Source organism: Nocardiopsis gilva YIM 90087 (assembly GCF_002263495.1).
GTDB lineage: Bacteria > Actinomycetota > Actinomycetes > Streptosporangiales > Streptosporangiaceae > Nocardiopsis_C > Nocardiopsis_C gilva.
Map to the genome: position 1 here is coordinate 1,700,060 of NZ_CP022753.1, position 25,650 is coordinate 1,725,709.

The 25,650-nt window shown below is 68.2% G+C and carries 26 protein-coding genes, 3 tRNA genes and 1 pseudogene; 15 read left to right on the forward strand and 15 right to left on the reverse strand.

Annotation, left to right across the window (positions count from 1 at the left end; translation table 11 throughout):
• The first annotated feature begins 209 nt into the window (after window positions 1–209).
• The 4 genes from CDO52_RS07970 to CDO52_RS07985 all read left to right on the forward strand — a co-directional run bounded on the left by CDO52_RS07970 (window position 210) and on the right by CDO52_RS07985 (window position 4,139).
• Window positions 210–3,323, forward strand: a complete 3,114-nt coding sequence (locus tag CDO52_RS07970) for a UPF0182 family membrane protein (protein ID WP_083919990.1) — start codon at window positions 210–212, stop codon at window positions 3,321–3,323.
• A gap of 142 nt (window positions 3,324–3,465) precedes the next feature.
• Window positions 3,466–3,542 (forward strand) — tRNA-Met (locus tag CDO52_RS07975).
• Between the two features lie 150 nt (window positions 3,543–3,692).
• A tRNA-Met gene (locus tag CDO52_RS07980) sits at window positions 3,693–3,769 on the forward strand.
• 293 nt (window positions 3,770–4,062) lie between these two features.
• A tRNA-Met gene (locus tag CDO52_RS07985) sits at window positions 4,063–4,139 on the forward strand.
• Between the two features lie 61 nt (window positions 4,140–4,200).
• Here the strand turns inward: CDO52_RS07985 and CDO52_RS07990 are convergent.
• The 5 genes from CDO52_RS07990 to hisN form a co-directional block, all read right to left on the reverse strand.
• Window positions 4,201–5,004, reverse strand: coding sequence for an ABC transporter ATP-binding protein (locus CDO52_RS07990; protein WP_017617272.1), 804 nt, complete (start codon window positions 5,002–5,004; stop codon window positions 4,201–4,203).
• A complete protein-coding gene (locus tag CDO52_RS07995) occupies window positions 5,005–6,087 on the reverse strand; it encodes an HlyD family efflux transporter periplasmic adaptor subunit (RefSeq protein ID WP_017617273.1) in 1,083 nt (360 codons plus the stop codon).
• A 13-nt stretch (window positions 6,088–6,100) separates the two neighbouring features.
• Entirely contained in the window at window positions 6,101–7,330 is a 1,230-nt protein-coding gene (locus tag CDO52_RS08000) for an ABC transporter permease (RefSeq protein ID WP_017617274.1), read from the reverse strand.
• A gap of 322 nt (window positions 7,331–7,652) precedes the next feature.
• Window positions 7,653–8,240, reverse strand: coding sequence for a hypothetical protein (locus tag CDO52_RS08005; RefSeq protein ID WP_017617275.1), 588 nt, complete (start codon window positions 8,238–8,240; stop codon window positions 7,653–7,655).
• A 118-nt stretch (window positions 8,241–8,358) separates the two neighbouring features.
• Entirely contained in the window at window positions 8,359–9,165 is an 807-nt protein-coding gene (hisN, locus tag CDO52_RS08010; protein WP_017617276.1) for a histidinol-phosphatase, read from the reverse strand.
• A 94-nt stretch (window positions 9,166–9,259) separates the two neighbouring features.
• On the opposite strand from hisN, the gene CDO52_RS08015 reads away from it, so the two are divergent.
• Together CDO52_RS08015 and CDO52_RS08020 are read left to right on the forward strand one after the other, a co-directional pair.
• Entirely contained in the window at window positions 9,260–9,868 is a 609-nt protein-coding gene (locus tag CDO52_RS08015) for a TetR family transcriptional regulator (protein ID WP_017617277.1), read from the forward strand.
• A gap of 108 nt (window positions 9,869–9,976) precedes the next feature.
• Complete coding sequence (locus tag CDO52_RS08020) at window positions 9,977–10,606, forward strand: DUF2087 domain-containing protein (protein WP_017617278.1); 630 nt, start codon at window positions 9,977–9,979, stop codon at window positions 10,604–10,606.
• Window positions 10,607–11,562: 956 nt separating this feature from the next.
• On the opposite strand, the gene CDO52_RS08025 is transcribed toward CDO52_RS08020, so the two are convergent.
• Together CDO52_RS08025 and CDO52_RS08030 are read right to left on the reverse strand one after the other, a co-directional pair.
• A complete protein-coding gene (locus tag CDO52_RS08025) occupies window positions 11,563–11,760 on the reverse strand; it encodes a DUF397 domain-containing protein (protein ID WP_083919721.1) in 198 nt (65 codons plus the stop codon).
• Window positions 11,757–12,605, reverse strand: coding sequence for a helix-turn-helix domain-containing protein (locus tag CDO52_RS08030; protein WP_026125513.1), 849 nt, complete (start codon window positions 12,603–12,605; stop codon window positions 11,757–11,759). Before CDO52_RS08030 ends, CDO52_RS08025 begins: the two co-directional genes overlap by 4 nt.
• A 435-nt stretch (window positions 12,606–13,040) precedes the next feature.
• Here CDO52_RS08030 and CDO52_RS08035 point away from each other — a divergent pair, with 435 nt between their 5' ends.
• Window positions 13,041–13,250 (forward strand): hypothetical protein, encoded by a 210-nt coding sequence (locus CDO52_RS08035; protein ID WP_017617280.1) that lies wholly within the window; start codon window positions 13,041–13,043, stop codon window positions 13,248–13,250.
• Window positions 13,247–13,567, forward strand: a complete 321-nt coding sequence (locus tag CDO52_RS08040) for a hypothetical protein (RefSeq protein ID WP_152471505.1) — start codon at window positions 13,247–13,249, stop codon at window positions 13,565–13,567. Before CDO52_RS08035 ends, CDO52_RS08040 begins: the two co-directional genes overlap by 4 nt.
• Before the next feature lie 173 nt (window positions 13,568–13,740).
• On the opposite strand, the gene CDO52_RS08045 is transcribed toward CDO52_RS08040, so the two are convergent.
• The 3 genes from CDO52_RS08045 to aroA all read right to left on the reverse strand — a co-directional run bounded on the left by CDO52_RS08045 (window position 13,741) and on the right by aroA (window position 16,884).
• Window positions 13,741–14,508: a Clp protease N-terminal domain-containing protein gene (locus tag CDO52_RS08045; RefSeq protein ID WP_017617282.1), complete on the reverse strand. Its 768-nt coding sequence runs from the start codon at window positions 14,506–14,508 to the stop codon at window positions 13,741–13,743.
• A gap of 100 nt (window positions 14,509–14,608) precedes the next feature.
• Window positions 14,609–15,613 carry a ribosome small subunit-dependent GTPase A gene (gene rsgA / locus CDO52_RS08050; RefSeq protein ID WP_017617283.1) on the reverse strand — a complete coding sequence of 335 codons (1,005 nt, stop codon included), beginning with the start codon at window positions 15,611–15,613 and terminating at the stop codon, window positions 14,609–14,611.
• Window positions 15,610–16,884 (reverse strand): 3-phosphoshikimate 1-carboxyvinyltransferase, encoded by a 1,275-nt coding sequence (aroA, locus tag CDO52_RS08055; RefSeq protein WP_026125514.1) that lies wholly within the window; start codon window positions 16,882–16,884, stop codon window positions 15,610–15,612. Before aroA ends, rsgA begins: the two co-directional genes overlap by 4 nt.
• A 274-nt stretch (window positions 16,885–17,158) precedes the next feature.
• Between aroA and CDO52_RS08060 the strand changes: the two genes are divergently transcribed.
• Complete coding sequence (locus CDO52_RS08060) at window positions 17,159–17,641, forward strand: OsmC family protein (RefSeq protein ID WP_017617285.1); 483 nt, start codon at window positions 17,159–17,161, stop codon at window positions 17,639–17,641.
• A gap of 3 nt (window positions 17,642–17,644) precedes the next feature.
• Here CDO52_RS08060 and CDO52_RS08065 read toward each other — a convergent pair whose 3' ends face one another.
• Window positions 17,645–17,983 carry a hypothetical protein gene (locus CDO52_RS08065; RefSeq protein WP_017617286.1) on the reverse strand — a complete coding sequence of 113 codons (339 nt, stop codon included), beginning with the start codon at window positions 17,981–17,983 and terminating at the stop codon, window positions 17,645–17,647.
• A 225-nt stretch (window positions 17,984–18,208) separates the two neighbouring features.
• On the opposite strand from CDO52_RS08065, the gene CDO52_RS08070 reads away from it, so the two are divergent.
• The gene (locus CDO52_RS08070) at window positions 18,209–18,778 is read left to right on the forward strand and encodes a hypothetical protein (protein ID WP_017617287.1); all 570 of its coding nucleotides are present in this window, start codon (window positions 18,209–18,211) and stop codon (window positions 18,776–18,778) included.
• Window positions 18,779–18,870: 92 nt separating this feature from the next.
• Here the strand turns inward: CDO52_RS08070 and CDO52_RS08075 are convergent, their stop codons facing one another.
• On the reverse strand, window positions 18,871–19,152 hold the full coding sequence (locus CDO52_RS08075; protein ID WP_152471506.1) for a hypothetical protein: 282 nt from the start codon (window positions 19,150–19,152) through the stop codon (window positions 18,871–18,873).
• 225 nt (window positions 19,153–19,377) lie between these two features.
• Between CDO52_RS08075 and CDO52_RS29425 the strand changes: the two are divergent.
• The 4 genes and pseudogenes from CDO52_RS29425 to thiC form a co-directional block, all read left to right on the forward strand.
• A pseudogene (locus CDO52_RS29425) lies at window positions 19,378–19,581 on the forward strand (helix-turn-helix transcriptional regulator); the annotation flags it as partial.
• Between the two features lie 39 nt (window positions 19,582–19,620).
• The gene (locus tag CDO52_RS28630; RefSeq protein ID WP_269769193.1) at window positions 19,621–20,184 is read left to right on the forward strand and encodes a DUF5753 domain-containing protein; all 564 of its coding nucleotides are present in this window, start codon (window positions 19,621–19,623) and stop codon (window positions 20,182–20,184) included.
• Window positions 20,185–20,341: 157 nt separating this feature from the next.
• On the forward strand, window positions 20,342–21,214 hold the full coding sequence (locus CDO52_RS08085; RefSeq protein ID WP_017617290.1) for an SOS response-associated peptidase: 873 nt from the start codon (window positions 20,342–20,344) through the stop codon (window positions 21,212–21,214).
• Window positions 21,215–21,518: 304 nt separating this feature from the next.
• Window positions 21,519–23,183: a phosphomethylpyrimidine synthase ThiC gene (thiC, locus tag CDO52_RS08090; protein WP_017617291.1), complete on the forward strand. Its 1,665-nt coding sequence runs from the start codon at window positions 21,519–21,521 to the stop codon at window positions 23,181–23,183.
• A 41-nt stretch (window positions 23,184–23,224) separates the two neighbouring features.
• Here the strand turns inward: thiC and CDO52_RS28635 are convergent, their stop codons facing one another.
• The 3 genes from CDO52_RS28635 to CDO52_RS08100 form a co-directional block, all read right to left on the reverse strand.
• The gene (locus tag CDO52_RS28635) at window positions 23,225–23,560 is read right to left on the reverse strand and encodes a hypothetical protein (RefSeq protein WP_232524413.1); all 336 of its coding nucleotides are present in this window, start codon (window positions 23,558–23,560) and stop codon (window positions 23,225–23,227) included.
• 65 nt (window positions 23,561–23,625) lie between these two features.
• Window positions 23,626–23,781 (reverse strand): hypothetical protein, encoded by a 156-nt coding sequence (locus tag CDO52_RS28090; RefSeq protein WP_017617292.1) that lies wholly within the window; start codon window positions 23,779–23,781, stop codon window positions 23,626–23,628.
• A gap of 388 nt (window positions 23,782–24,169) precedes the next feature.
• Window positions 24,170–24,424, reverse strand: coding sequence for a hypothetical protein (locus CDO52_RS08100; RefSeq protein ID WP_017617293.1), 255 nt, complete (start codon window positions 24,422–24,424; stop codon window positions 24,170–24,172).
• A 99-nt stretch (window positions 24,425–24,523) separates the two neighbouring features.
• On the opposite strand from CDO52_RS08100, the gene CDO52_RS08105 reads away from it, so the two are divergent.
• Window positions 24,524–25,642, forward strand: a complete 1,119-nt coding sequence (locus tag CDO52_RS08105; RefSeq protein ID WP_017617294.1) for a helix-turn-helix domain-containing protein — start codon at window positions 24,524–24,526, stop codon at window positions 25,640–25,642.
• Window positions 25,643–25,650 lie beyond the last annotated feature (8 nt).

Genomic DNA, 25,650 nt, shown 5'->3' on the forward strand with positions numbered 1-25,650 from the left:
TAGGCTCTGTGTCACGGAAGGCCGATACGTCTTCGAGTCCAGGGCGATGCCAGGTTGTCATCGCTCCGGCGCGTGGATTCGGGAACCCTCGGGCAACGCAATAAGTTGCCGACTACAGGGGGATCATTTGTTCCCCGGCCTACCAACATCGACCGTCAGAACGAGGGGGAGGCGTGAGCTTCCGATCGCCCGGCGCACCGACAGCGCGTATGCCACGCCGATCAAGGCTGCTCGCGCCCGTCGCGGCAGTCGTGGTCGTCATCATCGCGGGTCTGCTGCTCTCCGTGAATTTCCTGACCGACTACAAGTGGTTCAGCTCCGTCGGCTTCGCCTCGGTCTTCCTGACCGAGCTGCGTACTCGGGCGCTCCTGTTCGTCGGCGCCGGTCTGGTGATGACGCTCATCGTCGGCGCCAGCATGTACTTCGCGTACCGCACCCGCCCGCTGTCCCGGCCGGTGAGCCTGGAGCAACAGGGCCTCGACCGGTACCGGATGACGATCGACCCGCACCGCAAGCTGTTCTTCTGGGGCATCGCCGGCGGCCTCGGCCTGCTCGCGGGCGCCTCGGCCAGTAGCGACTGGAACATCTACCTGCAGTTCGCGAACGCCACGCCGTTCGGTGTCAAGGACCCCGAGTTCGGCATGGACATCTCCTTCTTCGCGTTCATCTACCCCTTCGTGCGGGTCGTGCTGGGCTACCTGTTCGCCGCCATCGTCCTCGCGTTCATCGCGGCGGTGGTCGTGCACTACCTGTACGGCGGCGTCCGCCTGCAGACCCAGGGGCAGCGGGCCACTCCGGCCGCCCGCGTCCACCTCTCCGTGTTGCTCGGCGTCTTCGTCCTGCTGCAGGCCGCCTCCTACTGGCTCGACCAGTACGGGCTGGTGTTCTCCGAGTCCGGCTACACCTTCGGTGCCTCCTACACCGACGTCAACGCCGTCCTCTACGCCAAGATCATCCTCACCCTCATCGCGCTCGTCTGCGCCGTGCTGTTCTTCGCGAACATCTACTTCAAGAACGCCATGGTGCCGATGGTCAGCCTCGGCCTGCTGGTGCTCTCGGCGGTGCTGGTCGGCGGTGTCTACCCGGCGATCGTCCAGCAGTTCACGGTGAAGCCGAACGAGCAGCGGCTGGAGAGCCCCTACATCACGCGCAACATCAACGCGACGCGTGAGGCCTACGGCATCGCCGACGCCGAGGTCGAGTCCTACGACGCCCAGACCGAACTGACGGCGAGCCAGCTGGCCCAAGAGGCCTCGACCATCCCGAGCGTGCGACTGGTCGACCCCTCCGTCGTCTCCCAGACCTTCCAGCAGATGCAGCAGGTCCGGGGCTTCTACCAGTTCCCCGAGGTCCTCGACGTCGACCGGTACAAGACCGAGGACGGCCAGCTCGTCGACACCATCATCGCCGCTCGCGAGCTGGACGGACCGCCCGAAGGCCAGGACAACTGGCTGACCCGGCACACCGTCTACACCCACGGCTTCGGCATCGTGGCCGCGGCGGGCAACAAGATCGACAAGCAGGGCCGCCCGGTCTTCACCGAGTACAACATCCCGCCGAAGGGGAAGCTGTCGGAGGTTACCGGCGACTACGAGCCGCGTATCTACTACGGCCAGGAGGGCGCCGACTACGTCATCGTCAACGCCGAGGCGGAGTACGACTTCCCGCTGGGCGGCGAGCCCGAAGACGTGCCCACCACCGAGGACGCCGAATCTCCCGAGGCCACCCCGGGAGCCGCGGGCACTGATGGGGATGCGAAGGGCTCCGACGAGAAGTCCGGCGCCAGCGCCGACAACGAGAAGGAGACGGACCAGCAGGCCGACAACGCCAAGGCCCCGGCCGACGGTGGCGGTGGCGCCGAGTCCACCCCGAGCCCCGAGGCGAACGAGGCCGACCAGGGCGGCGGTGGCAACGGTGCCGACGAGGGCGAGGGCGGCGACAGCTCCGGCCAGGCCACCAACCGCTACGAGGGCAGCGGCGGCGTGCAGCTGTCCAACTTCTTCGAGCGGATCCTGTACGCGCTGAAGTACAGCGAGCCCGACATCCTGCTGAACAGCGCGATCAGCGACAAGTCGCGGATCATGTACGACCGCGATCCGGCCACGCGTGTGGAGAAGGTCGCGCCCTTCCTCACCGTCGACGGCAAGCCCTACCCGGCGGTCGTCGACGGCCGGGTCCAGTGGGTTGTGGACGCCTACACGACCTCCAACGGCTACCCGTACTCCACCCGGATCGACCTGGCCAACGCCACCGAGGACACCTTCAGCGAGGGCATCAGCAACGCGCTGCCCGGCAACCAGGTCAACTACATCCGCAACTCGGTCAAGGCCACCGTTGACGCCTACGACGGCTCGGTCAAGCTGTACGGCTGGGACGAGAACGACCCCGTCCTGAAGACGTGGTCCAAGGCGTTCCCGGGGATCATCACCGACAAGAAGGACATTAGCGACGAGCTCAACGCCCACCTGCGGTACCCGGACGACATCTTCAAGGTGCAGCGGGAGATCCTGAAGCGCTACCACATCACCGACGCCGACGCGTTCTACGGCGGCCAGGACTTCTGGAACGTCCCGGAGGACCCGACCAAGAAGGGCGACAACCCCGAGCCCCCGTACCGGCAGACCCTGCGGTACCCGGGTGAGGATGAGGCGGCCTTCTCGCTCACCTCGACCTTCGTCCCGCGCGGCCGCGAGAACCTGGCCGCGTTCCTGGCGGTGGACAGCAACCCGGCGTCCGAGAACTACGGCAAGCTGCGCATGCTGCGGCTGCCGCAGGACACGGTGATCATGGGTCCGGGGCAGGTCCAGGCCCAGTTCGGTGCCGATGACGCCATCCGCGACGAACTGCTGCCGCTGCAGCAGAGCGAGCAGTCGCGGATCATCAACGGCAACCTGCTCACTCTCCCGTTCGCCGATGGACTGCTCTACGTCGAGCCGCTGTACGTGCGGTCGGAGGGCAGTCAGACCGCCTATCCGCTGCTGCAGAAGGTGATGGTGGGCTTCGGCGAGAAGGTCGCCATCGGCGACAACCTCCAGGGCGCGCTGAACAACCTCTTCGAAGGGGGCGAGGGGCCCCTGGAGACCGGTGGGGACAAGGACGCCGACGCCGGCAAGGACGATCAGGGCGGCCAGGACGCCGAGGGCGGAGCGGGCGACTCCGGGACCGCGGACAGCGACGTCACCCAGGCCCTGGAAGACGCGCAGAAGGCCTACGAGGACGGCCAGGAGGCGCTGAAGGAAGGCGACTTCGCCGCCTATGGCGAGGCCAACGACCGACTCGCCGACGCCCTGGAGCGCCTGGAGAAGGCCGCGAACAAGGAGTAGGGACGACGCCGCGTCGACGTCCGTCGGCATCCTGAGGCGCGCGCCGGGGCGGGGCCACCCCGCCCCGGCGCTCTGCTCAACGGCCGTCCGCCCGCCGATTTGGTGTTGTGGCGGTGGGCGCGCTAATCTTTAGGAACACCGACGCGGGGTGGAGCAGTTCGGTAGCTCGCTGGGCTCATAACCCAGAGGTCGCAGGTTCAAATCCTGTCCCCGCTACCACGTGAAGAGGCCCGGTGCTCAACATCGAGTACCGGGCTTCTTCCGTTCGCGTGCCTCCGCTTATCGGGTGGTCCCAGGTGGGCTTCCGGGTGGTCGCGGAATTTGATTTGGTGTTGTGGCGGTGGGCGCGCTATTGTGAAGGAACACCGACGCGGGGTGGAGCAGTTCGGTAGCTCGCTGGGCTCATAACCCAGAGGTCGCAGGTTCAAATCCTGTCCCCGCTACCAAGAAACGGGACCGGAAATCGATTTTCGATTTCCGGTCCCGTTTGTTTTTTCCGCGGCACCCATTATTCCCTCTGCTGATCGTTGATTCGCCGCAAACCGGCAGTAGGGCAGAGCGGGCGTGTGGCCCTCGGTGTGCCAGCCGCCCCGTCGTGGCCTGCGCCGCTATGAGACCGCCGTCATACCTTGCGTCTTCTGAGCTGCCCCTCGTCGTCTCCCCTCGGTCCCCGCCGGGGTGGTCGCGGAATTTGATTTGGTGTTGTGGCGGTGGGCGCGCTATTGTGAAGGAACACCGACGCGGGGTGGAGCAGTTCGGTAGCTCGCTGGGCTCATAACCCAGAGGTCGCAGGTTCAAATCCTGTCCCCGCTACCAAAAAGCGGGCCCGGAACTCGAAAACCGAGTTCCGGGCCCGCTTCTTTTGTCGCCGCACTGATCAGTACATACGACCGTCGGCGATATTCATCGTTCGGTCGGCCCGGGACGCCACACTCGGCTCGTGCGTCACCACGATCACCGCGGCACCGCGATGCCGCGCCTGCTCCAGCAACTGGTCCATGATCAGTTCACTCGTGGTCGCGTCCAGCGCGCCCGTCGGCTCGTCGGCGAGGATGAGCGAGGGGTTCAGGCACATCGCCCGCGCCAGCGCCACACGCTGCTGCTCACCGCCGGACAGCTGGTGCGGCTGGGCGTGCAGCCGGTGCCCCAGCCCTAGCGACGTCAGGAGCTGCTTGGCGATCGCGCGTCGGCGGATCAACGGCACCCCGCCCAGCACTAGCGGCACCGCGACGTTCGCCATCGCGCTGCGCCGCTCCAGCAGGTGGAACTGCTGGAACACGAAACCGATCCCGTTGTTGCGCAGCCGCGCCCGCTGCCCCTCCCGCAGCCGCGTCACGTCGACGCCGTCGAAGATGTGCTCGCCGCCGTTCGCGGTGTCCAACAGGCCCAGCAGGTTGAGCAGGGTGGACTTGCCCGACCCCGACTCGCCGACGATCGCCACCACCTCACCGCGCTGGACATCCATCGAACAGTCCACGAGCACGTGCAGAGGCTCACCGGACACCTGGAAGGACCGGCGCAGCCCGCGGATCCGCAGCAGCGGTTCCCGTTCGCCGCCCAGGTGCGCCGGTGCGGGGAAAGGAGCCGCCTCGTCGGTGGGATCGGGACTGTCGGGCTCGGTGGGAGTGGCAGACGCCGCGTGCGGGCGGACCCGCGCGGCTCTGGGGGAGCGGAACGCCATCTAGAAACCCTCCTCAACGGGCCCGCCGCCCCCGTAGGGGTCCTTGGCCTCGGAGGGCACGTCGAAGTCCGCGTCCAGCGGGACCGGGTCGAGGACCTGGTCGTCCACGGTCAGACCCTTGGTCACCTCGACGGAGGTCCCGTCGGATATGCCGAGCTCGACCTCGCGGACCTCCTGGGAGCCGTCGGACCCGACGACGATGACCTCGCCCTTCTCCGCGCTGCCCCGCACCGCGGTCACCGGCACGATCAGCGCGTTCTTCGCCTTGCCGGTGATCACCGACATCTTGCCCCGCACACCGGGGAAGACCTTGAAGTCCGACGGGACCCGGCACGACAGCTCGGCTCCCGCCTCCCCGCCGCCGCCCGATCCGCCTCCGATGGGGGGCACGACGCCTTCGTCGCCGGTGCCCTGCCCGTCCGCCGCCGCCTCCTCCTCGGCCTCGCCCAGCCCGATGAACTCGCACTTCTCGGCGGCCGGGCCCTTGTCGATCTTGAGCTTGATCTCCTTGGGCCGGTCGTAGAACTGGTAGAGGTCGTTGGGCGGGATCGAGGCGACGGCCCGGTAGGAGTTCTTGGTGATCTCGGCGACCACGGAACCGGCCTCGACCGGATCGCCGTTCTCGAGGTCATCCAGCCCGCTCACCTTGCCCTTGGCCGGTGCTCTCAGCGTGACCGCGGTCGTCTTCGGCGGCTCCGCCGCCTTGTCGCCCTTGCCGTCCTTGTCGTCGGCGGGCGGCTCCGCCTCCTCGCTCGGGACGGCCAGAGTCACGATCGGGGCGCCCCGGTCGACCGTCTGGTCGTCGGACACCCACACGCGCGTGGCCTCTCCGCCCTTCTTGGCCTTGACCTTCTCCGCCGGGTCGGCGCGCACCGTGGCGTCCAGCACGACCTTGGAGCGGATCTCACCGTGTTCGACCGCGACCGGCGCGCTCTGGTCAAGATCGGCGCCCTCCATTCCCTCCATCGCGGCGGGATCTTCCCTGCCCCCTGCCGCGATCCCGCCGAGCAGCAGGTAACCGCCCCCGGCGACCCCCATGACGACGACCAGGACGGCCGCCGTGATGATCAGCTTCTTCTTCACCTGAGATCCGCTCCTATTCCCGCAACCCGGCCACCACGGACGCCCGCAGCGCCCGCCAGGCGGGGATGATTCCGGCCAGTAGGCCCACACCCGCGGCGCTGCTCAGGCCCACCAGGACGCCCTGGAAGGGCACGTACAGAGAGACATCGGACGGTAGATAGTCGGCCACCAGGGCGTCGGCCACGGCGGCGCCCGCGTAGCACAGCGACAGCGCGATGATGCCCGCGACGAGTGAGACCACCACGGACTCGGCGACGACCGTGATGAACAGCGTCAACCGGTTCGCCCCCAGCGCCCGGTAGGTGGCCAGCTCACGGCGGCGCTCCCGCACGGTCACCAGTCCGACGTTGAGCACGCCGAGCAGCCCGGTGGCCAGGGTGATCGCGGCGATCCCGAACAGGCCCAGCGACATGTAGGAGAGCAGTCGGCCCATTTCCTCGCCGCTGTCGGAGCGGTAGGCCATGATGCTCCCCTTGTTCTTCACACCCCATCGCCAGGAGGCCGAGGCCAGCCGCTCCATGAACTCCTCGTCGCTGACCGTCCCCGGCTCCGTCCGCACGCTGTAGCTGAGCGACGCGAACCCGCCTCCGCCTCCGCCCCCGCCGCTGCCGGGCGCGCCGCTGGGAAAGACCACCGGCGCGCTCGCCGGGGAGCGCAGGATGTAGGCGGTGTTCCAGCCGCCGTCCAGGGCGGTGGCCTCGACGACCCCGACGACCCGGGCGGTCACCCACTCATCGGTGCCGATCTGCAGATCGGCGGTGTCACCGATCTGGGAGGCCAGGTTCTGGTTGACGATCACAACCGGGGCGAGGGAGGCCTGGTCGTCCTCGGTGAACCAGCGTCCCGCCGCCATGTTGATGCGTCGGATGTCGCCGAGGTCGGCGTCGACCACGTAGGTGTCGACATCGGGGATCGCGGTTCCGCCGGCGCGCATCCGCAGCTCGCCTTCCGGCCGGGAGGTCAGCGACACCGTGGTCGCACCGGCCCGCTTCAGGTCGGTCTCCAGCGCGTCGATGTCGGTGACGCGCTCTTCCATGATGTCGACCTGGAACGTATCGGCGACGCCGAAGTTGGATTCCGTGTAGGACTGCGCGAAGCGCTCGCCGAAGTCTCCGACGGTGACGACCGTGATGAGGGAAGCCACGCCGACGACGATTCCGGCGCAGGAGAGGATGGTCCGGGACACATTGGCCCGGGAACCGGCGAAGGCCAGCACGAGACCGGCGATGAGGGAGCGCAGCAAGCCGTCGGCCCTTTCCGCGGAAATCGAGGGGGGCGTAGCGCGCGTTCACGCACGCGCACCGACAACGTCATCGCAGTGGATCGTGTGTTCGGTTCGCGGTTTCCGCGGGGGATTCGACGTATTTCGGAGTCCGCGATCGCCCGGCGTGGGAACCCTAGCGGTCCGCGTCGCGCTTGTCACCCTCGGTGCGGAATGCGGAAGGAAATGGCCGGATCCGGCAATGTGTCCGACGTGCTTGAGGGGAGGTCGGGGAGGCCTCCCGGTCCGTCCCTCTCCTCTGGCGCTCCCTCCTGCCTGTCGTGCTGGCGGCCCTCGCGTCGGCCTACGCGCGGTGGAATCCGTCGCACGCGAGGAGCGCTTGGTCTCCGGAGGCCGACCAGATGACGGTGTAGGCGCCCTTGCGCAGGCGGTGCGGCCCCTCGGGGAAGTCGTCCGGGAAGGACAGGCGCGTCCAGGCGGTGCCGGTGAGCGTCGTCTCGACGGAGTAGGCCGTGTCGTCGGGCGCGATGACGCGCGCGGTCACGGGGAAGCGCGTGCTGCCCTGGTGGTTGCGGAGGCCGACCTCGGCACTGTGGCGGGGTTTGGCGTCGTCCTGGGAGAGGCGTTCGCGTGGTGCCGAGGTCTCCCAGGCCCCGGGGGCGGTGCTGACCGCCCGTGGTTCGCAGGCGACCGACTCCGGGTCGAACCGGAGGTCGTCGGTTTCGAACTGGAACGTGGTGGCGCTCAGCTCGGCGGGTTCGTCTCTTCGCATGGCCTTCTCGGCCCCATCGGTCGCCTTGGCGGCGAACTCCGCTCCCCAGTCCTTGATGGGATGGGGGAGGGAGACATCCGAACAGCCTGCGGCGGCGATCGCGCCGAGGAGCACAGTGGACAGGGACAGCAGGACACGACGAACTGGTGACTCCCCCATGCACACAATCTACTACTCAGAGTGAGTAATCATGTGCAAATCGCTCAGATGAGCCGGCGCCAGGTCGGCCCCGCAGCGGGGCACAGGGCGCGATGGGGCCGGGAACCGAGTCAGCCGATCAGGTCGCCCGGAGTGGAGTCGGGCCGCCGTTGAGCCAGGTGAGTACCTGGTCGTGCAGGGCACCGTTGGTGCAGACGAGCGCTCCGCCGTCGGTGAAGCTCTGCCCGCGCAGGTCGGTGGCGCGGCCGCCGGCCTCCTCCAGGATCACCGGGAGCGGGGCGGCGTCCCAGAGGGACAGCTCCGGCTCGGCGGAGATGTCCACCGCACCCTCGGCGACCATGACGTGCGACCAGAAGTCGCCGTAGGCGCGGGCGCGCCACACCGAGCGCTGCAGCCCGAGGAAGGAGTCGAGCCGGTTCTGCTGCTCCCACTCCGAAAGCTCGGAGAACGACAGCGAGGCGTCCTCCAGTTCCGACACCTGGGAGACGAGGCAGCGCGTCGCCTTGGTGAGGCTGCGGCCCATCCAGGTGCCGTGGTCCTTCGAGGCCCACCACCGCCGGTTCAGCGCCGGAGCGGAGACCAGGCCGACCACCGGTCGGTCGCCCTCCAGCAGCGCGATCATCGTCGCCCAGACGGGGACGCCGCGGACGTAGTTCTTGGTGCCGTCGATCGGGTCGATACACCAGACGCGGTGGCTGTTGCCGGTCTTGCCGAACTCCTCTCCGATGACCGCGTCCCGAGGTCGAGCACGGGAGAGCACATTACGCAGCGACTCCTCCACCGCTCGGTCGGCTTCGGTCACCGGAGTGAGGTCCGGCTTGGTGTCGACCTTGAGGTCGAGAGCGCGGAAGTGCTTCACGGAAATGTCGTCGGCCGCGTCGGCGAGGACGTGGGCGAGACGCAGATCATCGTCAAAGGACGCCATATCGAGCAACGCTACCCCTGTTCGGGGCCGGTGTGCGGATCCGGCACCCCCACGTGACCGGAGTGTTAGCGTGACCGCGTGCGAGGATGTCCCCATGACTTCCGCCCGTGAGCACGCGACCCCCGATGGCGCGAACGGATCCGTCGGTGTCCGGGACCGTCTTCTCGACTCCGCCTACGCGGTGATCCTGGCCGGACGGTGGGGGCGGCTGCGCATGGCCGACATCGCGAGCCGCGCCGGGGTGTCGCGGCAGACGCTGTACAACGAGTTCGGCAGCAAGGAAGGCCTGCTGCAGGCGGTCGTGGTGCGGGAGGCGGAGAGCTTCCTGGACGGTGTCATGGCCATTTTCGCCAGTCATCGCAGCGACCCGGTACAGGCGGTGGGCGAGGCCACCCGCTGGACACTGGTCTCGTCGGCGGAAAACCCGCTGCTGCGCGCGATCATCACCGGCGACGACGAACTGCTGCCCGTTCTCACGACGCGCGCGGAACCGCTGCATGTGGCACTGGGCGAGCGCATGCGAGCGTTCATGGCCGAGAGCTGGCCGTCGCTCGGCGACCGGGGCAACGACATCGTCGAGGTCTCGCTGCGACTCACGCTCTCCTACGTACTCCTCCCCACCGACCCTGACCAGGCCGCGCGACGCGTTGAGCTGGTGGTTCGCAGCCTGCTCGCCACTACCCGGGAGACGGCCTCCTCCTGATCAACCGGTGAAACGGGCGGTCTCGGAGATGTCCGCGTTCGAAGTGGTGACGCTTGGGCCGGGCTCTGCTTCGATGGGGATATGTCTGAAGGAGAACCACTCCGGCTGGTGCGCCTCTTGAGCGCTCCGGAACGGCTGCGGGTCTTCTCCGCCCTGGTGCTGGGGGCCACGGGCAGCACGGAGATCGCCGACCACGCGGGCGTCCCGGAACCGGACGCGGTACGCGCCCTGACCGAACTCGAACAGGGCGGCCTCGTCGGGCGCGATGGAAACGACTGGTTCGCCCGCACGGAGGAACTGCGCAACGTTGTAGCGGCGACCACGACGACCGCTGCGGCATCTATGGCCTCAACAGCCTCGGCACCCTTCGCCACCGCATCGGCTCCACGAGCCACGCCCACCGCACCGGCCCCGTCCGCGCCGGCACTCGGGGCGCATTCGACCCCACCAGACCCACCCATCCCCTGCGGCCGGGAAGAGGCCGCGATCTTCCGCGCCTTCACCCGCGACGGCCGCATCCTGGCCATGCCGATCCAACGCTCCAAGCGCCTGGTCCTGCTCGACTACGTCGCCCGCACCTTCGAACCCGGCGTTCGGTACACAGAGTCAGAGGTCAACGCGGTCCTCCGCACCTTCTATGGCGACCACGCCCTGCTGCGCCGCTACCTCGTCGACGAGGGATTCCTGGACCGCGACACGACCCACTACTGGCGCTGCGGGGGAACCGTCGAGGTGTGAGGCTGCGCCGCTATGCGTGGCAGGTATGTGGCGCGGGCATGCGGCCCATGGGCTGCAGGCGCGGCAGGGGCGGCACTGAGTCTGACGGACCGTTTGGGGAGGTCTGCTGTGCGGCCTTGTCGGCGTGTGGCTGATCCGGTGTTCAGTGGGAAAAGCGGCACCGACGGTGGGGGTTGGGGCGGGGTCTCCTTATAGCTCCTGGTGGGGTGGGGCCGGGGAAACGGTGGCGGCCTGCTCTCCACACTCCGCCCGGGCCGGGCCTCGATGGCGGCGCCGGTGGCGGTGGCGGTGGGGGCTGGGGGCGCCGGTCCTCGTCCGAGTGGGGGCCGGGCGGCCCTAAGGCGGGTAAGGCGCTGTCCGGAATCCGTTTTCGCGATGATCATGGCCCGTGACCCGGTTATGTCCGTTTTGTCGGAAGAATTGCCATGATCATCGGTGGAAGGAGCTCCGGGGTCCCGTATGGCGGAAGTGTTCTCAGGTCCAGCGGAACACCGGGATTCCGGCCCGCCCGCTACTGGCGTTTCACCACCGCACTCACCCGCCTCTCTGTTGATCTCGGGGATATCGACGGAATTCCCGCCAAAATTCCGTCGATATCCCCGAGATCAACAGAGGGCAGGGGCGGAGAGCGCTTTCCGGACTCGGCGCCAGGCCCGGCCGCCGCACCCCGAAGACGACAGGGGCGCCCAACCCCCACCCCTCGTCGGTGCCGCCCCCGTTACGGCCCCCGAACTTTCCGACGGCGAATGCCCCCGACGTTGGCCCAACCCCGTCCCGCTCGTCAGGGGAACGGTGCCCCCGACCCCCACCGGCCTTCGCTGCCGCCTTTCCGGCCCGACCTTGATGGAGACCGGCGCCCCCAGCCCCCACCGCCATCGGCGCCGCCGACGAGGCCCAGCCCGGATGGTGTGCTGAGAGCAGGCCGCCGCGACAGCGGAAGCCTGCTATCCGTGGACTCAGAGTCTGCTGGCCTTCACGGCGCTGACAAGCGCGGTCCACTCGCGTCCAGAGAGCGAAAGGTGGCCCTTCTCTGGGTGCTTGGAGTCGCGTACGGCGGCACCGTCAGGGAGGTCTGCGACTTCGACGCAGTTGTTAGTTTTCGAGTAGCTGGATGTTTGGAATACCAGCTCTCCGGGATGAGCTGTCGGGTTCATCGTTTCCTCTTGACGAGCATGTTCTTCAGGTAGGCAAGCGAACGCTCTGGTTTCATGGCCGCAACCTGGATGTGCAGAAAGAGTTTGCGATAGCGCTCGATCTCGCCCGCCTCTTCCAGGTAGATGCCATCTGTGTTGGTCTCTAGGTAGACGACCGGGCTGGCGTCCTCATCGAAGTCCAAGAGGACGAAGGGCCCATCTACCCCGGCATGAAGACCGGCGTCGATCGCTAGGACCTGAATCGTCACCGAGTTAGAAGTGTCGTCCGCGACGTCGATCAGGTGCTGAACCTGGCTGGCCATGAGGTCGCCGCTTCCAAGCCGCAGAAGGGCAGCTTCGTCGATGACCGCCCACAGTTCCGGTTGATCGGGCGAGGAGAGGATCTCCTGCCGCTTCAGGCGTGCGTCGACGACGCGTTGGATGTCTTCCTCGCTGTAGATCAGCGTGGCTTTGGTGATCGCGGTGATGTATTCCGGGGTCTGGAGCAGGCCTGGAATAAGCGTGGCCTCGTAAGTGCCGATCTTGCTGGCAGCGGCTTCGAAGCCTGGGAAGCGCCCTGTGAATACGTCGTCATAGCGAGTCCACCAGCCGGTCTCGCGGGCTTGGCGCGTGAGAGTGAATATTGCTTCTCGCTCGCGTTCGTTGGTGACGTCGTAGAGGTCCAGCAGCGCCTTGATGTCAGTGATCAGCGGCTTCTTGCGGCGTCCGGTCTCGATGTGGCCGAGGCGTGCACGTGACCATTCAAGGCGTTCGGCTGCCTGCTCCACAGTCATGCCAGCAGTGTTCCGAAGCCGACGCAGCTCGTTCGAGAGCTGGCGACGCTTGATTGTCGGGCTGTCTGGCATGGCGACCCCCTCCCCGTGAGCTGGCTCATCGTATCGGGGCAACCCAGAATTGGACATTTCACCCTCTACATCTACCAGATTACGTTCAATCAGTTGAAAATGTAGCTGCTACGTTCCATACTCGGGTATGCCTTAACCGCAGCCGGGTGTCTGGCCCCGGCCCTAGACCCCCTTACGGGAGGGGTTCCTATGCATCTGCTCTTCCTGTCCCTGATCCCGTTAACTCTGCTGGCTGGGGCTTTGCTGCCCTCGCGTCACATTCAGCGGAATCGCCACGCCGCCCCGTCCCGGCAGCAGTGCCGACTGGCCGCGCTGATCCCGATGCCACCGGCGCCGCTGCCGTGGGAAACAGCAACCGAACCTCCGCCCCGTCGGGTTCGCGTCCCACGCCCGGCCGGTGTCTCACGGGCTCGCCCCTACGCGCCTCGGCCGCGCGTGCCTGACTACATCGACTTCTGCCGGGTCGCTCTCCGGCATGAAGCCGATTGGGAGATCACCTACGACAAGAGCGAGGACAAGCCCTTCCAAGCCCGGCACCGTGTCCACCACGACCTCGTGATCACGTGCGCCGACCTCACCGTCTTCGACACCGCGCTCGCCAACGCCCGCACGCCCGCCCCCGCCCTGAACGGGACGCGGCAATGAGTACCGACGTGAAGGTGACCAGCACGGTTCGCCTCGTCGAGCTGGAAAAGCTCGATCCCACAGACATCGAGCTCGAAGAAGGTGTGTACGCGGGGGAGTGGATCCTGCATCTCAGCCCCCAGGTCCGCATCTACCTGCAGACTCTGGGCGGCAACTCCGACATGGCCGTCGTCAACGCGCTGATCGCCATGCTGCGTGAAGTGCGCGCCGAGATCCTGTCGCACGACAACGGCAACCGGCGCGAGTCCCGCGCGCGCATTGCCGCAACGCTGCCCACCGAGGGCGACGCCGCCGGACCCACGACGCAGAGCACGTGAGCCAGGCGACTCATACAAACCGTGCCGGACAGGGGTGCCGTGCACCCGTACCTCGTCCGGCTGTCCCGGCCGCGCCCTGCCGGAGGGGGACAGGGCAGCCGCCACAACGTGCCCGGAGGGAACTGTCCGCCCCTCCGGGCACGCCTTTGTTTCATCGTCGGAGTCGCCCAGCGTCACTCCTGTTCAGCGGAGCCAGCAGGGGCGTCGGCGCCGATGGCTGCTGCCGCTTCGGCCACCAGCGCCCGGATGGCCTCCTCGGCCTTGGCCTTGTCGATGCCGAGTCTGCTGAGCAGGCCGGCGCCGTCCTCGACCTCCAGCAGACCCAGCAGGATGTGCTCGGTGCCGATGTAGTTGTGCCCCAGGCGCAGCGCCTCGCGGAAGGTGAGCTCAAGGGCCTTCTTCGCCTGGGCATCGAACGGGACGAGGCCGGGCACCTCATCGGCCGCCGGAGGCAGCGCAGCGGTCGCGGCCTCCCGGACCGCGTCCAATGCCACGTTCTGCTCGGTGATCGCCCGCGCCGCCAGTCCTTCGGGCTCGGTCAGCAGGCCCAACACCAGGTGTTCGGGCTGGATCTCGGTGTTGCCCGCCGCCTGGGCCTCGTTCTGCGACGCCATGACGACCTTCCGGGCGCGCGGAGTGAAGCGGCGGAACCCCTCCTCGGGATTGAGGTCCGATGGGCCGACAGGCTCCTTCGGCACGAACCGCTTCTGCGCCGCCTGCTTGCTCACCCCCATACTCCGCCCGATCTCCGTCCACGACGCCCCCGAGCGCCGCGCCTGGTCGACGAAGTGCCCGATGAGGTGGTCGGCGATGTCCCCGAGGTGATCCGCGGCCACAACCGCATCGGAGAGCTGTTCCAGCGGGTCGGAGCGGACCCCCTTGATCATCTCGATCAGTTCGTCGAGCCGGACCGGATTCGTCTTGTGTGCGCGTTCATCCATGCGTCAACGGTAGGTTGACGCATGTGCAGGCGTCAACCCCGGATTGACGATTTCTGGTTGTGGGTCGGGGGCGTTGCCCGACGGATCCCTCAGGGGATCGTCACGCGGGTTGCGACGCGCTGTCGTCGCCCTCGCGACTGCTGAGCAGGCGCCGCAGGGACATGACGCGGGCGGGATCGAGCCTGCCCTCGGCCAGCCAGCGGTCCAGCGCGCAGTCCGGGGTGCCGTCGGTGTGCGTGCAGCCGGGCGGGCATTCCACCACGGCCTCGTCCATGTCGGGGAAGCCCGCCACCACGTCATCGGGGCTGACGTGCGCGAGACCGAAGCTGCGCACGCCCGGGGTGTCGATGATCCAGCCGCCGTCGATCGGCAGTGCCACCGCCGACGTCGACGTGTGGCGGCCGCGCCCCGTCACGGGATTGACGTGCCCGACCGCACGCTCGGCGTCGGGGAGGAGCCGGTTCACCAGGGTGGACTTGCCCACGCCCGAGGAGCCCACCAACACACTCGTCCGGCCGGTCAGGTAGCTCCGGATCTCATCGAGGTCGCCGTCGATGCTCGTCACGACGTAGGGCAGGTCAAGCGATGAATAGATCTCCAGGATGTCGTCCGGAGCCGTGAGGTCGGACTTGGTCAGGCACAGCAGCGGCTCCAGCCCGGCGTCGTATGCGGCCACCAGGCAGCGGTCGATGAAACGCGGCTGCGGCTGCGGGTCGGCCAGAGCGCAGACGATGACCAGCTGATCGGCGTTGGCGACGATGATGCGCTCGACCGGATCGGTGTCATCGGCGGTTCGGCGCAGCACGGATCGGCGCTCCTCGACCCGGACCACACGCGCCAGCGTGTCGGGTCGGCCGGACAGATCCCCGACGAGCGCCACCTGGTCGCCGACGACGATGCTGCCCCGCCCCAGCTCGCGCGCCTTCATCGCGACGATGGGCTGGCCGTCGACCAGGCAGCGGTAGCGACCGCGGTCGACCGCGATCACGAAGCCTCGGCTGGCGTTCTCATGCTTGGGCCGTTTGCGGGTGCGCGGGCGCGACCCGCCGCGGGCGCGGACTCGGACGTCGTCCTCGTCGATGTAGCCTCTGCCGCCGCTGCTCACGCGGTGACCTCCGACCACAGGCCTGGGAAGTCCGGCAGTGTCTTGCCCGTTGTGGCGATGTTCTCCACCTCCACCCCGGGCACCGCGAGCCCGATCACGGCACCCGAGGTCGCCATCCGGTGGTCGTCGTAGCTGCGGAACACGCCGCCGTGCAGCGCGCGCGGCCGGATCACCAGGCCGTCCGGCAGCTCCTCGGCGTCGCCGCCCAGTTCGTTGATCTCGCGCACCAGCGCCGCGATGCGGTCGGTCTCGTGCCGACGCAGGTGGGCGATGCCGGTGATGCGCGAGGGCGTGGAGGCCAGCGCCGCCACGGCCGCGATCGTCGGGGTCAGTTCGCCGACCTCGCGCAGGTCGGCGGTGATCCCGTGGATCTCCCCGGTGCCGCGCAGCGTCAGTCCGTCGGCGTCGAACGCGACCTCGCCGCCCATGGCGGTGAACAGGTCGCGCAGGGCGTCGCCGGGCTGGGTGGTCTGCTGCGGCCAGCCGCGCACGGTGACTCGGCCACCGGTGACCAGCGCGGCGGCGAGGAACGGCGCGGCGTTGGACAGGTCGGGCTCGACCACGATCTCGCCCGGCTTGATGGGGCCGGGGGCCACACGCCACACGTCGGGGATGGAGGTGTCGACCTGCACCCCGGCGGCACGCAGCATCTCCACGGTCATGTCCAGGTGTGGCTGCGAGGGGACGGGATCGCCGATGTGGCGCACCTCCACGCCCTCGTCGAAGCGGGCGCCGCTGAGCAGTAGCGCCGACACGAACTGGGAGGAGCTGGAGGCATCCAGCGTGACCGATCCGCCGCGCAGGCCGCCCGTCCCGTGAATGACGAGGGGGAGCGCGCCGCGCCCGCCGTCGTCGATGTCGGCGCCCAGGGACCGCAGGGCGTCCAGTAGCGGACCGACGGGCCGCTCCCGCGCCCGCGGGTCGCCGTCGAAGTCGATGTCGCCGTCGGCCAGCGCCGCCAGCGGCGGAACGAAGCGCATGACCGTGCCCGCGTTGCCGACGTCCAGCGCCGCGGGACCGCGTGGCGGAGCGGCCGTGACGGCCCAGTCGTCGCCGTCCTCCACCACACCGATCCCGAGCGCGCGCAGGGCTGCGGCCATGAGGTCGGTGTCGCGGCTGCGCAGTGGACGGCGGACGACAACGGGTGTCTCCGCGAGGGCCGCCAGGATCATCGCGCGGTTGGTCATCGACTTGGATCCGGGCAGGCTCACCGTGGCGTCCACGGGGCCGCGGGCGGTCGGAGCAGGCCAGGTCGGTGCGGAGGTCGGCATGATCCCCAGGGTAGCCGGGGCCAGTGGCCACACGTGGCCTCCTTGTGCGCCGCGCCGTGCCCGCCCGTCTGTCGGTCGTGCCGCCGCTCGCGCGCGTGCGCGTGTCGGGACTGACGGCCGACCCCGGTCACTCGATGCCTCACGCCAGCGCTCGGTCCGGGCCCAACCTGCCGATACAACGGGCGGACGTCCGGAGCGCCGCAACGGGGCCGGGACGTGGCATGCTGGGCCTTGGGATCGAGATCGAACATGTGATCGCGTCGAAGGGGGAGCAATGGCGGACAAGACCCACCACTACGAGGTCCGCACGCGATGGACCGGGAACACCGGCTCGGGCACCACGCAGTATCGCGGCTTCGATCGCTCCCACGACATCGAGGCCGAGGGCCGCCCTGTGCTCAAGGGATCGGCCGACGCGGCGTTCCGGGGCGACCCGAGCTGCTGGAACCCGGAGGATCTGCTGGTCAGCGCCCTGAGCGAGTGCCACATGCTGTCCTACCTCGCGCTCGCGGTGGCGGCCAAGGTGAATGTTGTGGCCTACGAGGACCGGGCCACCGGAACCATGGTCACCCGCGCTGACTCCTCCGGCGACTTCTCCGAGGTCACCCTGCACCCCGTTGTCACGGTCGCCGACGAGAGCATGGTCGAGGCGGCCGAGAAGCTGCACGCGAGGGCCAATCAGGTCTGCTTCATCGCCCGCTCGGTGAACTTCCCGGTCCACCACGAACCTGTCGTCAAGGTCGCTGACGAGGCCTAATGATCAGGCGTCGATCTTGGTCACGAGCCGCTTGAGTAGATCATGCATCTCAACGTGGTTGGCCTTGATCTCTGAGACGGTTTCCCTCAACTCAGCCTGTCCTGCTTCGAGCTTGGCCTGACCCGCTTCGAGTCTCTCAAGGCGGTCATCGACGCGGTCGAAGCGGGCATCAACCTGGTCGAAGCGTTCCTTGACCTCTCTCCGGTGCTCGACGAGGCCGTCGGCGATTGAGTTGATGCGGTCATCCACGTTGGACTGGCGATCGGCCAGGGCCTGCTGATCGGCGGCGAGGTTGAGATACAGCCGCTCGATCGAGGTGACACGCTGCTCAAGGGTGGGCATGGGTTCCGGTTCCTCCGGGGGCTCTCGGGTCGCTCCCAAGCTTATCCGGCCCACTCTGTTCACACCCGGTGATTCCGGTATCACTCGGCATCGGACATGGGTGGGACCATCCGGCGAGCCGGCGCGACCACATGGGGGAACGGATTCCCCCACGTGGGGGAGTCGCGTTGGGTAGCGCTCCCCATAGGTTGCGTGCGACAGCGCTTCCGATGGGAGGACCGGGCCATGCACGTGCGCACGCTCGCCGACGACTTCCTGCCCGCACCGCACTTCGCCGAGCGGCACACGATCGTTATCCCCGTGCCGCCGCGGACCGCATGGGACGCCTATCAGCAGCTCGACGTGGCCGACGTGCTCGCCAACACTCGGGTGGGGCGACCACTACTGGCTGCCCGGCGCCTGATCGGGCGGCTTCGCAATGGTCGGGTCCACGAGGACATGCCGACGACCTTCATTCCGCTTGCCCAGGAAGCGCCCTACGAAGAGGTTCAGGGCCTCATCGGCCGGTGGTGGACCTTCGGAGGTGAAGAGAACCGCACCGACGTCATGGACGCGGACGGGTTCCTGGCCTTCAGCGAACCGGGCTACGGCAAGGCCGTATTCGGGATGCGGTTCCTCGAAACCAGGTCCGGTGGCACGCAGGTGATCACCGAGACGCGAGTGGCGTGCACGGACGCGGTCTCGCGCAGGCGGATGGGGCGCTACTGGCTGCTCATCCGCCTGGGCAGCGGGCTCCTGCGTCGCGTGATGCTGCGGGAGGTCAGGCGTCGGGCGCTGGCACTCGAACGCCGTTGAGTGGGGCGCAGTGACGGAGAGGCGGTGGATGATGGGGGATGTCGCGGGGGGAATGGGGAAATCGATCCCGACCTGGACTGCCTCTGTCGCCTCTACTGGCCGCCGCTCTGCCGCTTCAGGCGCCGACGTGCGTTCTGGCACCCCATGGCGGCGTTCAACAGGTCGACCGCGTCCGGCATCGTGGTGACCCCGGAAGTGAGCAGCGCCCAGTGGGCGTCGTCCATCGTCACCTGTCCGGCGACCAGCTTGCCGTCGAAGTAGACGTCCCATCTGCGGGACTCGACGGCACGGCGGTCGTAAATGATCTGGAGGCGTCCGCGCGTGACGGTCGTGACGCCTCTCCTCGTCTCGAAACTCGGCGGGTGAGTCAGCACTAGGGCCACCCCCGGCCGGATCCGATGCCGGTGGTGTGACCACTGGGGATGGTCGTGCGGAGCAGGCGGGTCCGCGCCCTCGGCGATCTCATGTGGTTCTCCTATTTTCCCGTGCGCTGTCCCCAGAATGGCGCCGGTACCAGCAAACCTTCCATAGAAGCCACATGACTCTAGCCTTTCGTGGAATCCGTGGCATGGTGTGGCGCACTGTGTCAACTTTGGAACATGGTGGAGAAAGGGAATGGAGCGTGGCTCCGGTGGGGCGCGGAACTCCGCCGTCTACGCGAGCGAGCTGGGAAAACGCAGGATCAGCTGGGTCGCTCGGTCGGAATATCGCGCCAGCTGATCGGGGCGTTCGAGAATGGGACGCGGACGCCAAAGGCGGAACATTGCGACATTCTGGATCGCGAGCTCGCTACAGGCGGAACGCTCCGCCAACTCTGGGCGGAGCTGAGCGATACCGACGAACTGTCCGAGGGCTTTCGCGGCGTACTGCGCATGGAGCGCGTATCGCGACGGATCCGGGAATACCACCCCATCCTGATACCCGGGCTCCTCCAGGTGCCCGACTACTCGCGGACGTTGATCAGCGCACGGCAGGTCGGTGTCCCGTCGGATCGCATCGAGGCGGTGGTCAAGGCCCGCAGCGAACGGCTGGAGGCGGTGCTGCCGGAGTCTCCGGCACTCTGGTTCGTCGTGGACGAAGTGGTGATCACCCGCACCATCGGCGACCGAAGGATCATGCGCGAGCAGCTTCAGCACGTCGAGAAGCTGATGTCCAGCGGAAAGGTCCGGCTCCAGGTAATCCCGAACGACATCGGACACCACCCCGGCCTGTGTACTCCCTTCCGTATCTTCGAGCTGCCGACGGGCACTCTGCTGCACATGGAGAACACATTCGGCGGCCAGAGCTTCCGGGAGGCCGAGAAGGTCAACCGCATGCTCTCCCTCTTCGGCGCACTGCAGGCCGAGGCGTATCCGCCGCGGCGCTCCATCGATCTGGTCCGAACGGCGATCAGCGAGCTGAAGTGACCTGAAGTCCCCTGACGTGACCTGCGGCGGGTCGAGAGGGCCAAGCCGAAGTGGCGCCGAGGCGAAGCCGCGGGCGGCGGTCGCCACGTCACCGCTGTGGGCGCCCCACAGGTTGTCGACCCGCTGTGTCAGTGGGTGGATGGAATAATGACTCGCTATGTGTGGCCGTTATGCCCAGGCGCGAAACCAGCACGAGCTCCAGCTCGCATTCGACCTTCCGGAGATCGACGAAGCGGTCGAGGCGGCGCGGGACGCTCGCTCCTGGCCCCCGCTGGAGGAACTCGAGCCCGACTACAACATCGCGCCGGGCAAGCCCGTCTACGCCGTACTCGGAACACCGCCCGGCGAGGTCGGGCGCGGCGCGCACCCGACAGGCCCCCAGTACCTGCGCACACTGCGCTGGGGGCTGGTGCCGTCATGGGCGAAGGACATCAACGTCGGCTACAAAATGATCAACGCCCGTGGCGAGACCGTGGCCGAGAAGCCGTCCTTCCGGGCCGCGTTCAAGCGGCGGCGGTGCCTCCTGCCGGCCGACGCCTACTACGAGTGGCAGCTGATGCCCGACCAGGCGCCGGGATCGTCCGAGCCCGGGACGTCCCCGGCCACCGACGCCGGCCACAAGCGGCGCAAGGCCAAGTCCACGAAGCGCCCCTTCGCCGTCCGCTACGCCGACGGCTCCCCGCTCGCCCTCGCCGGTCTGTTCGAGCGGTGGCGTAACCCCGAACTCCCGGAGGAGGACCCGGACGCCTGGCTGTGGACCTGCACCGTCGTCACGACCGAGGCCGCCCCGGAGCTGGAGCACATCCACGAGCGGATGCCGATCGTCGTCCCACGCGACGCCTGGGACACCTGGTTGGATCCCGCCTCCGGCGTCGCTGACCTCCAGCACGTCATGGCCTCCACACCCGTGCGCGAGTTCGACATCCACCAGGTGGGGACCGCCGTCAACAGCATTCGCAACAACGGTCCTGAGCTGCTGGAACCGGTGGAAGCGGTCCAGGAGGACGCCGAGCCGGGAACGCTGTTCTAGCCGGTTCGGCCGCACCGCCCGACCGCGTGCGGGCGGGGTGCTGTCGGTCCGGGGGGTGGAATCTCCGCGCACGCCATGGGTATGGTGTCCCCGGTCATAGGGTCCGTGTTCGCGTTCACGCGATCGCGTCGTGCCTGCTCTACGGGCGCGTCGGTCGATCGTCGCGGCTCGCAGCACGGGCCGAAAAATGAAGAACCGCGGGAGCTCGCGCCTTGGCGGGCTGAGAGGGCGGCTGTCCCCAGAAGGGGACGGTGCCGCCGACCGCAGAACCTGTTCGGGTAATTCCGGCGTAGGGAGGCGTGCCTTGACGGCGCTTGACGACCGTAGTGTCCAACCCACCGTGACCAGCGGCCCCATCATGGGCTCCGAAAAGGTCTACCTGGAGGTTGACGACCCCGCTTCCGGGCGGACGCTCAAGGTCCCGCAACGGCGGGTTGGACTCAGCAACGGCAGCCACATCGATCTGTACGACACTTCCGGTCCGTACACCGACTCCTCCGCGACCATCGACGTGCATGCCGGGCTCGCCCGGACACGCGAGGCGTGGATCGACGACCGCGAGCCCATCAACGGGGCGGTCACCCAGCTGGCCTACGCGAAGGCCGGCGTCATCACCCCGGAAATGCGGTTCATCGCCGCGCGCGAGGGCATGGACCCGGACTTCGTCCGGTCCGAAGTCGCCATCGGGCGGGCGATCATCCCCGTGAACCGCCGCCACCCGGAGTCCGAGCCGATGATCATCGGCAAGAACTTCCTGGTGAAGATCAACGCCAACATCGGCAACTCCGCCGTCACCTCCTCCGTCGCCGAGGAGGTGGAGAAGATGGTGTGGGCCAGCCGGTGGGGCGCCGACACGATCATGGACCTGTCCACCGGCAAGCGCATTCACGAGACGCGCGAGTGGATCATCCGCAACTCCCCGGTGCCCGTCGGCACCGTCCCGATCTACCAGGCGCTGGAGAAGGTCAACGGCGACCCGGCCTCGCTGACCTGGGAGATCTATCGCGACACCATCATCGAGCAGGCCGAGCAGGGCGTGGACTACATGACTGTCCATGCGGGCGTGCTGCTGCGCTACGTCCCGCTCACGGCGAAGCGGGTCACCGGCATCGTGTCGCGCGGCGGTTCGATCATGGCCGCCTGGTGCCTGGCCCACCACAAGGAGAGCTTCCTCTACACGCACTACGAGGAGCTGTGCGAGATCTTCCGCGAGTACGACATCACGTTCTCGCTGGGAGACGGGCTGCGGCCGGGTTCCATCGCCGACGCCAACGACGAGGCGCAGTTCGCCGAGCTGCGCACGCTGGGCGAACTCACGCACATCGCGCGGGAGCACGACGTCCAGGTGATGATCGAGGGTCCCGGCCACGTGCCGATGCACAAGATCGCCGAGAACGTGCGACTCGAAGAGGAGCTGTGCGGCGAGGCCCCCTTCTACACACTGGGGCCGCTGGCGACCGACATCGCGCCGGGCTACGACCACATCACCTCGGCGATCGGGGCGGCGCAGATCGGCTGGTGCGGCACGGCGATGCTCTGCTACGTGACGCCCAAGGAGCACCTCGGCCTGCCCAACCGCGACGACGTCAAGACTGGCGTCATCACCTACAAGCTCGCCGCGCACTCCGCCGACCTGGCGAAGGGGCACCCGAGGGCACAGGAGTGGGACGACGCCCTCTCCCAGGCCCGCTTCGAGTTCCGCTGGCAGGACCAGTTCAACCTGGCACTCGACCCGGAGACCGCCCAGGCCTTCCACGACGAGACGCTTCCGGCCGAACCGGCCAAGACCGCGCACTTCTGCTCCATGTGCGGGCCGAAGTTCTGCTCAATGAAGATCTCGCAGGACGTCCGCAAGTACGCGGAGGAGAACGGCCTGTCCACGGTGGAGGCCATCGAGAAGGGCATGCAGGACAAGGCTGAGGAGTTCGCGGACCAGGGCAAGCGCGTCTACCTGCCGATTGCGGATTAAGGCTGGCTCGGGACTGCATTGACCTGACGATGCGTGGCGTGTCAGGTCAGTGCCGGTCCCGTAGCCGACCCATGAGGTCGGTCCGCTGACCACGTACCAGGCCGGTGCGGCGCCACTGTGCAGCCGCACCGGCCCATGTCATAGGTCCAGTCACGGTCCACCCCCGCACGCGCGGGGCTTACCTGCTCGACTTTCGTGGCAGGCACTTCGGCGACTTCCCATCGCCATTGCTGCCCGTGCTCGCCTACGTAGGTCTCGACCCAGGTGATCCGCGCGAGGAGGCCGGACGGTGTGCGCACCCACGCCAGCAGATACGCGTATCCGCCCGCGCCGCGGTTGGCGACGACGGGCGGGACACGGGTCAGCGGACTGGGCATGCCCCCCATTGTGCCTGGTCAGGGTCGGTGGCCCTTGAGGCGGAAGTGAGGACGCAGGTACGCCCCTACTTCTTCTTGCGGTCGATGCCCTTCAGGAGTTTTTCGGCGAGGTGCGCTTTCTCGGCTGCGTCGGCGCGTGTTGCCTCGTCGGACGAGGTCAGGTCGCGGACGAGCCCTGCGATCTCAGCGTCGGCCTGCCTGTTGAGGTCGTCTTTATCCATGGGTCTTTCCTTAAGTCGTCGGGAGTGCCTTCCGCCGTACCCCCTGCCAGCGGGTACGGCGACCCCCGCCCCGTGGGGAAGTGCGCCCGGCGACGCAGGTGGGGCGGGGGCTGCGCGCCGTCACCAGGCTGGGCCACCTGCGGCGCGCAGCCTGCTTAGAGGCCGAGCCGGGCCGCGATGCGGGCCTGGCCCTCCAGAGCGCGGCGGAGCGCCCCGAGGCCGATCGCGGTCACCCGGTCGTACAGGCCAGGCGTTGCCTGGGGAGGCCCAAGCAGCGGGACACGGCGCTCGGCGACGCAGTACAGGCCACCAGTGATCCACCCAGTACGGATGATCCAGCCGGGGAAGTCGGATTCCAGGGCCTTGCGCTCGACTGCGAGGTCAGTGGTTACCGGACCCCCGCCTGCTCGTCGGCTTCCAGGCCCGCGCGGAGCGCCTGCTGGACGAAGAGGGCGGCCGATAGCTGTTCGGGTTGCCAGGCGGTCAGCTCGGTGAAGATCAGCGCGCGCTCACGGGACAGGTCGCGCTTCTCCTCGCGGTGGACGGCGCGCAGCAGCCCGTCGGGTTCCGGGGTGATCTCCCAGTCCGGGTACCGCTCGCGCACCTCCGCCAGCAGCGGTTGCTCGGCGCCTGCCGTCGTCATCGTCGTCCTCCAGCCTCTACTGTGAGTACGACGCTACGGAGCAGCATTGCCCCGCTGTAGTGACTGCCAGTACGGGTATCCCGCCCCAGGAGGACCCGAATGCCGAGCTCCCACGGCACAACCCCGACCACCGGTCAGGGATCCCCGCGACGCCCCCGAGGCGGCGTCGTCTCCGGCTACGTCCTACGCCTCATCAGAGAGCAGCTCGACCTTCCCCAGGACGGCCTCGCCGAACAGCTGCGTGTCTCTGCGGACACGGTCGCCGGGTGGGAGACTGGGCGGCGCCCCCTTACCGCGGTGCCAGTGGGGCAGATGCTGGTGCACCGCCACCGGCTGCTGCGCCTCGGCGCGCAGCCCGCGCTGCTGGCCGCGCTCGACAAGGCCATGGAAGCCGATGTGCTGTTGACCAGCGTCATCGAGGACGATGGCGATGCCGACGCAAGCCCGTTGGGGGCGTGGGTGATGCAGCGTGACCTCGTGGAGCTCCTCGCTTGGCCGCTGACCGGCGACACCCCTGAGGCCCTGCGGGAGGTGCCGCAGCCACGCAAGGCCCGCCGCGGCCCCGCCGCTCCCAGTCCCCAGCTGCCCGCCCCCGAGCGAACGCACCTGTTCTCCCAGCTGCGTCGCACCGCCGAGACCGCCACCGCCCCGGGCACGTTCCTGCTGCGCCGTCAGGCCCTGTATCTCGCCGGGTACGACCACGCCCCGGACGCGTCCGCATGGCTGGCCGAGCAGCAGCGCCGCCGCGCGCCGGATGACTGGTTGTCGCGTTGGCTGGCCGCCCGATCCGTCGCCTCCGTCGCGACACGATTCGGCGACCGGGACCGCCTCGCGCACTTCGTCGGCGCCGAGCTGCTCGACGACGACCGCGGCGAGGCCGCGAACCTGGAGTACTGGGCGTACTGGGTGGGGGAGATCCAGCAGATCGAATTGAGTGACGACTTCATGGCCACCGGCCGCACCGGCGCGTGGGAGGGCCGGAAGCTGTTCCGGCATCTGCTGGCACGCCTCGCGCCCGCGCACGGCTACCTCGACCTGTACGTGCACACCATGCGGTCGTTACTGGCGGCGCGCCTTGACCTGTTGCGGGCGACCGCTGGGGGAGCGGAGGCCCTGCGGGAGCGGGTCGCGGTGCTGTTGGATGATGGCCACACGTCGGCGCAGGCGCGCCGCGAGCTTGACGCCATCCTGTACGCGATCCGCCTCTCCCAGGCGTAGAGGGAGCA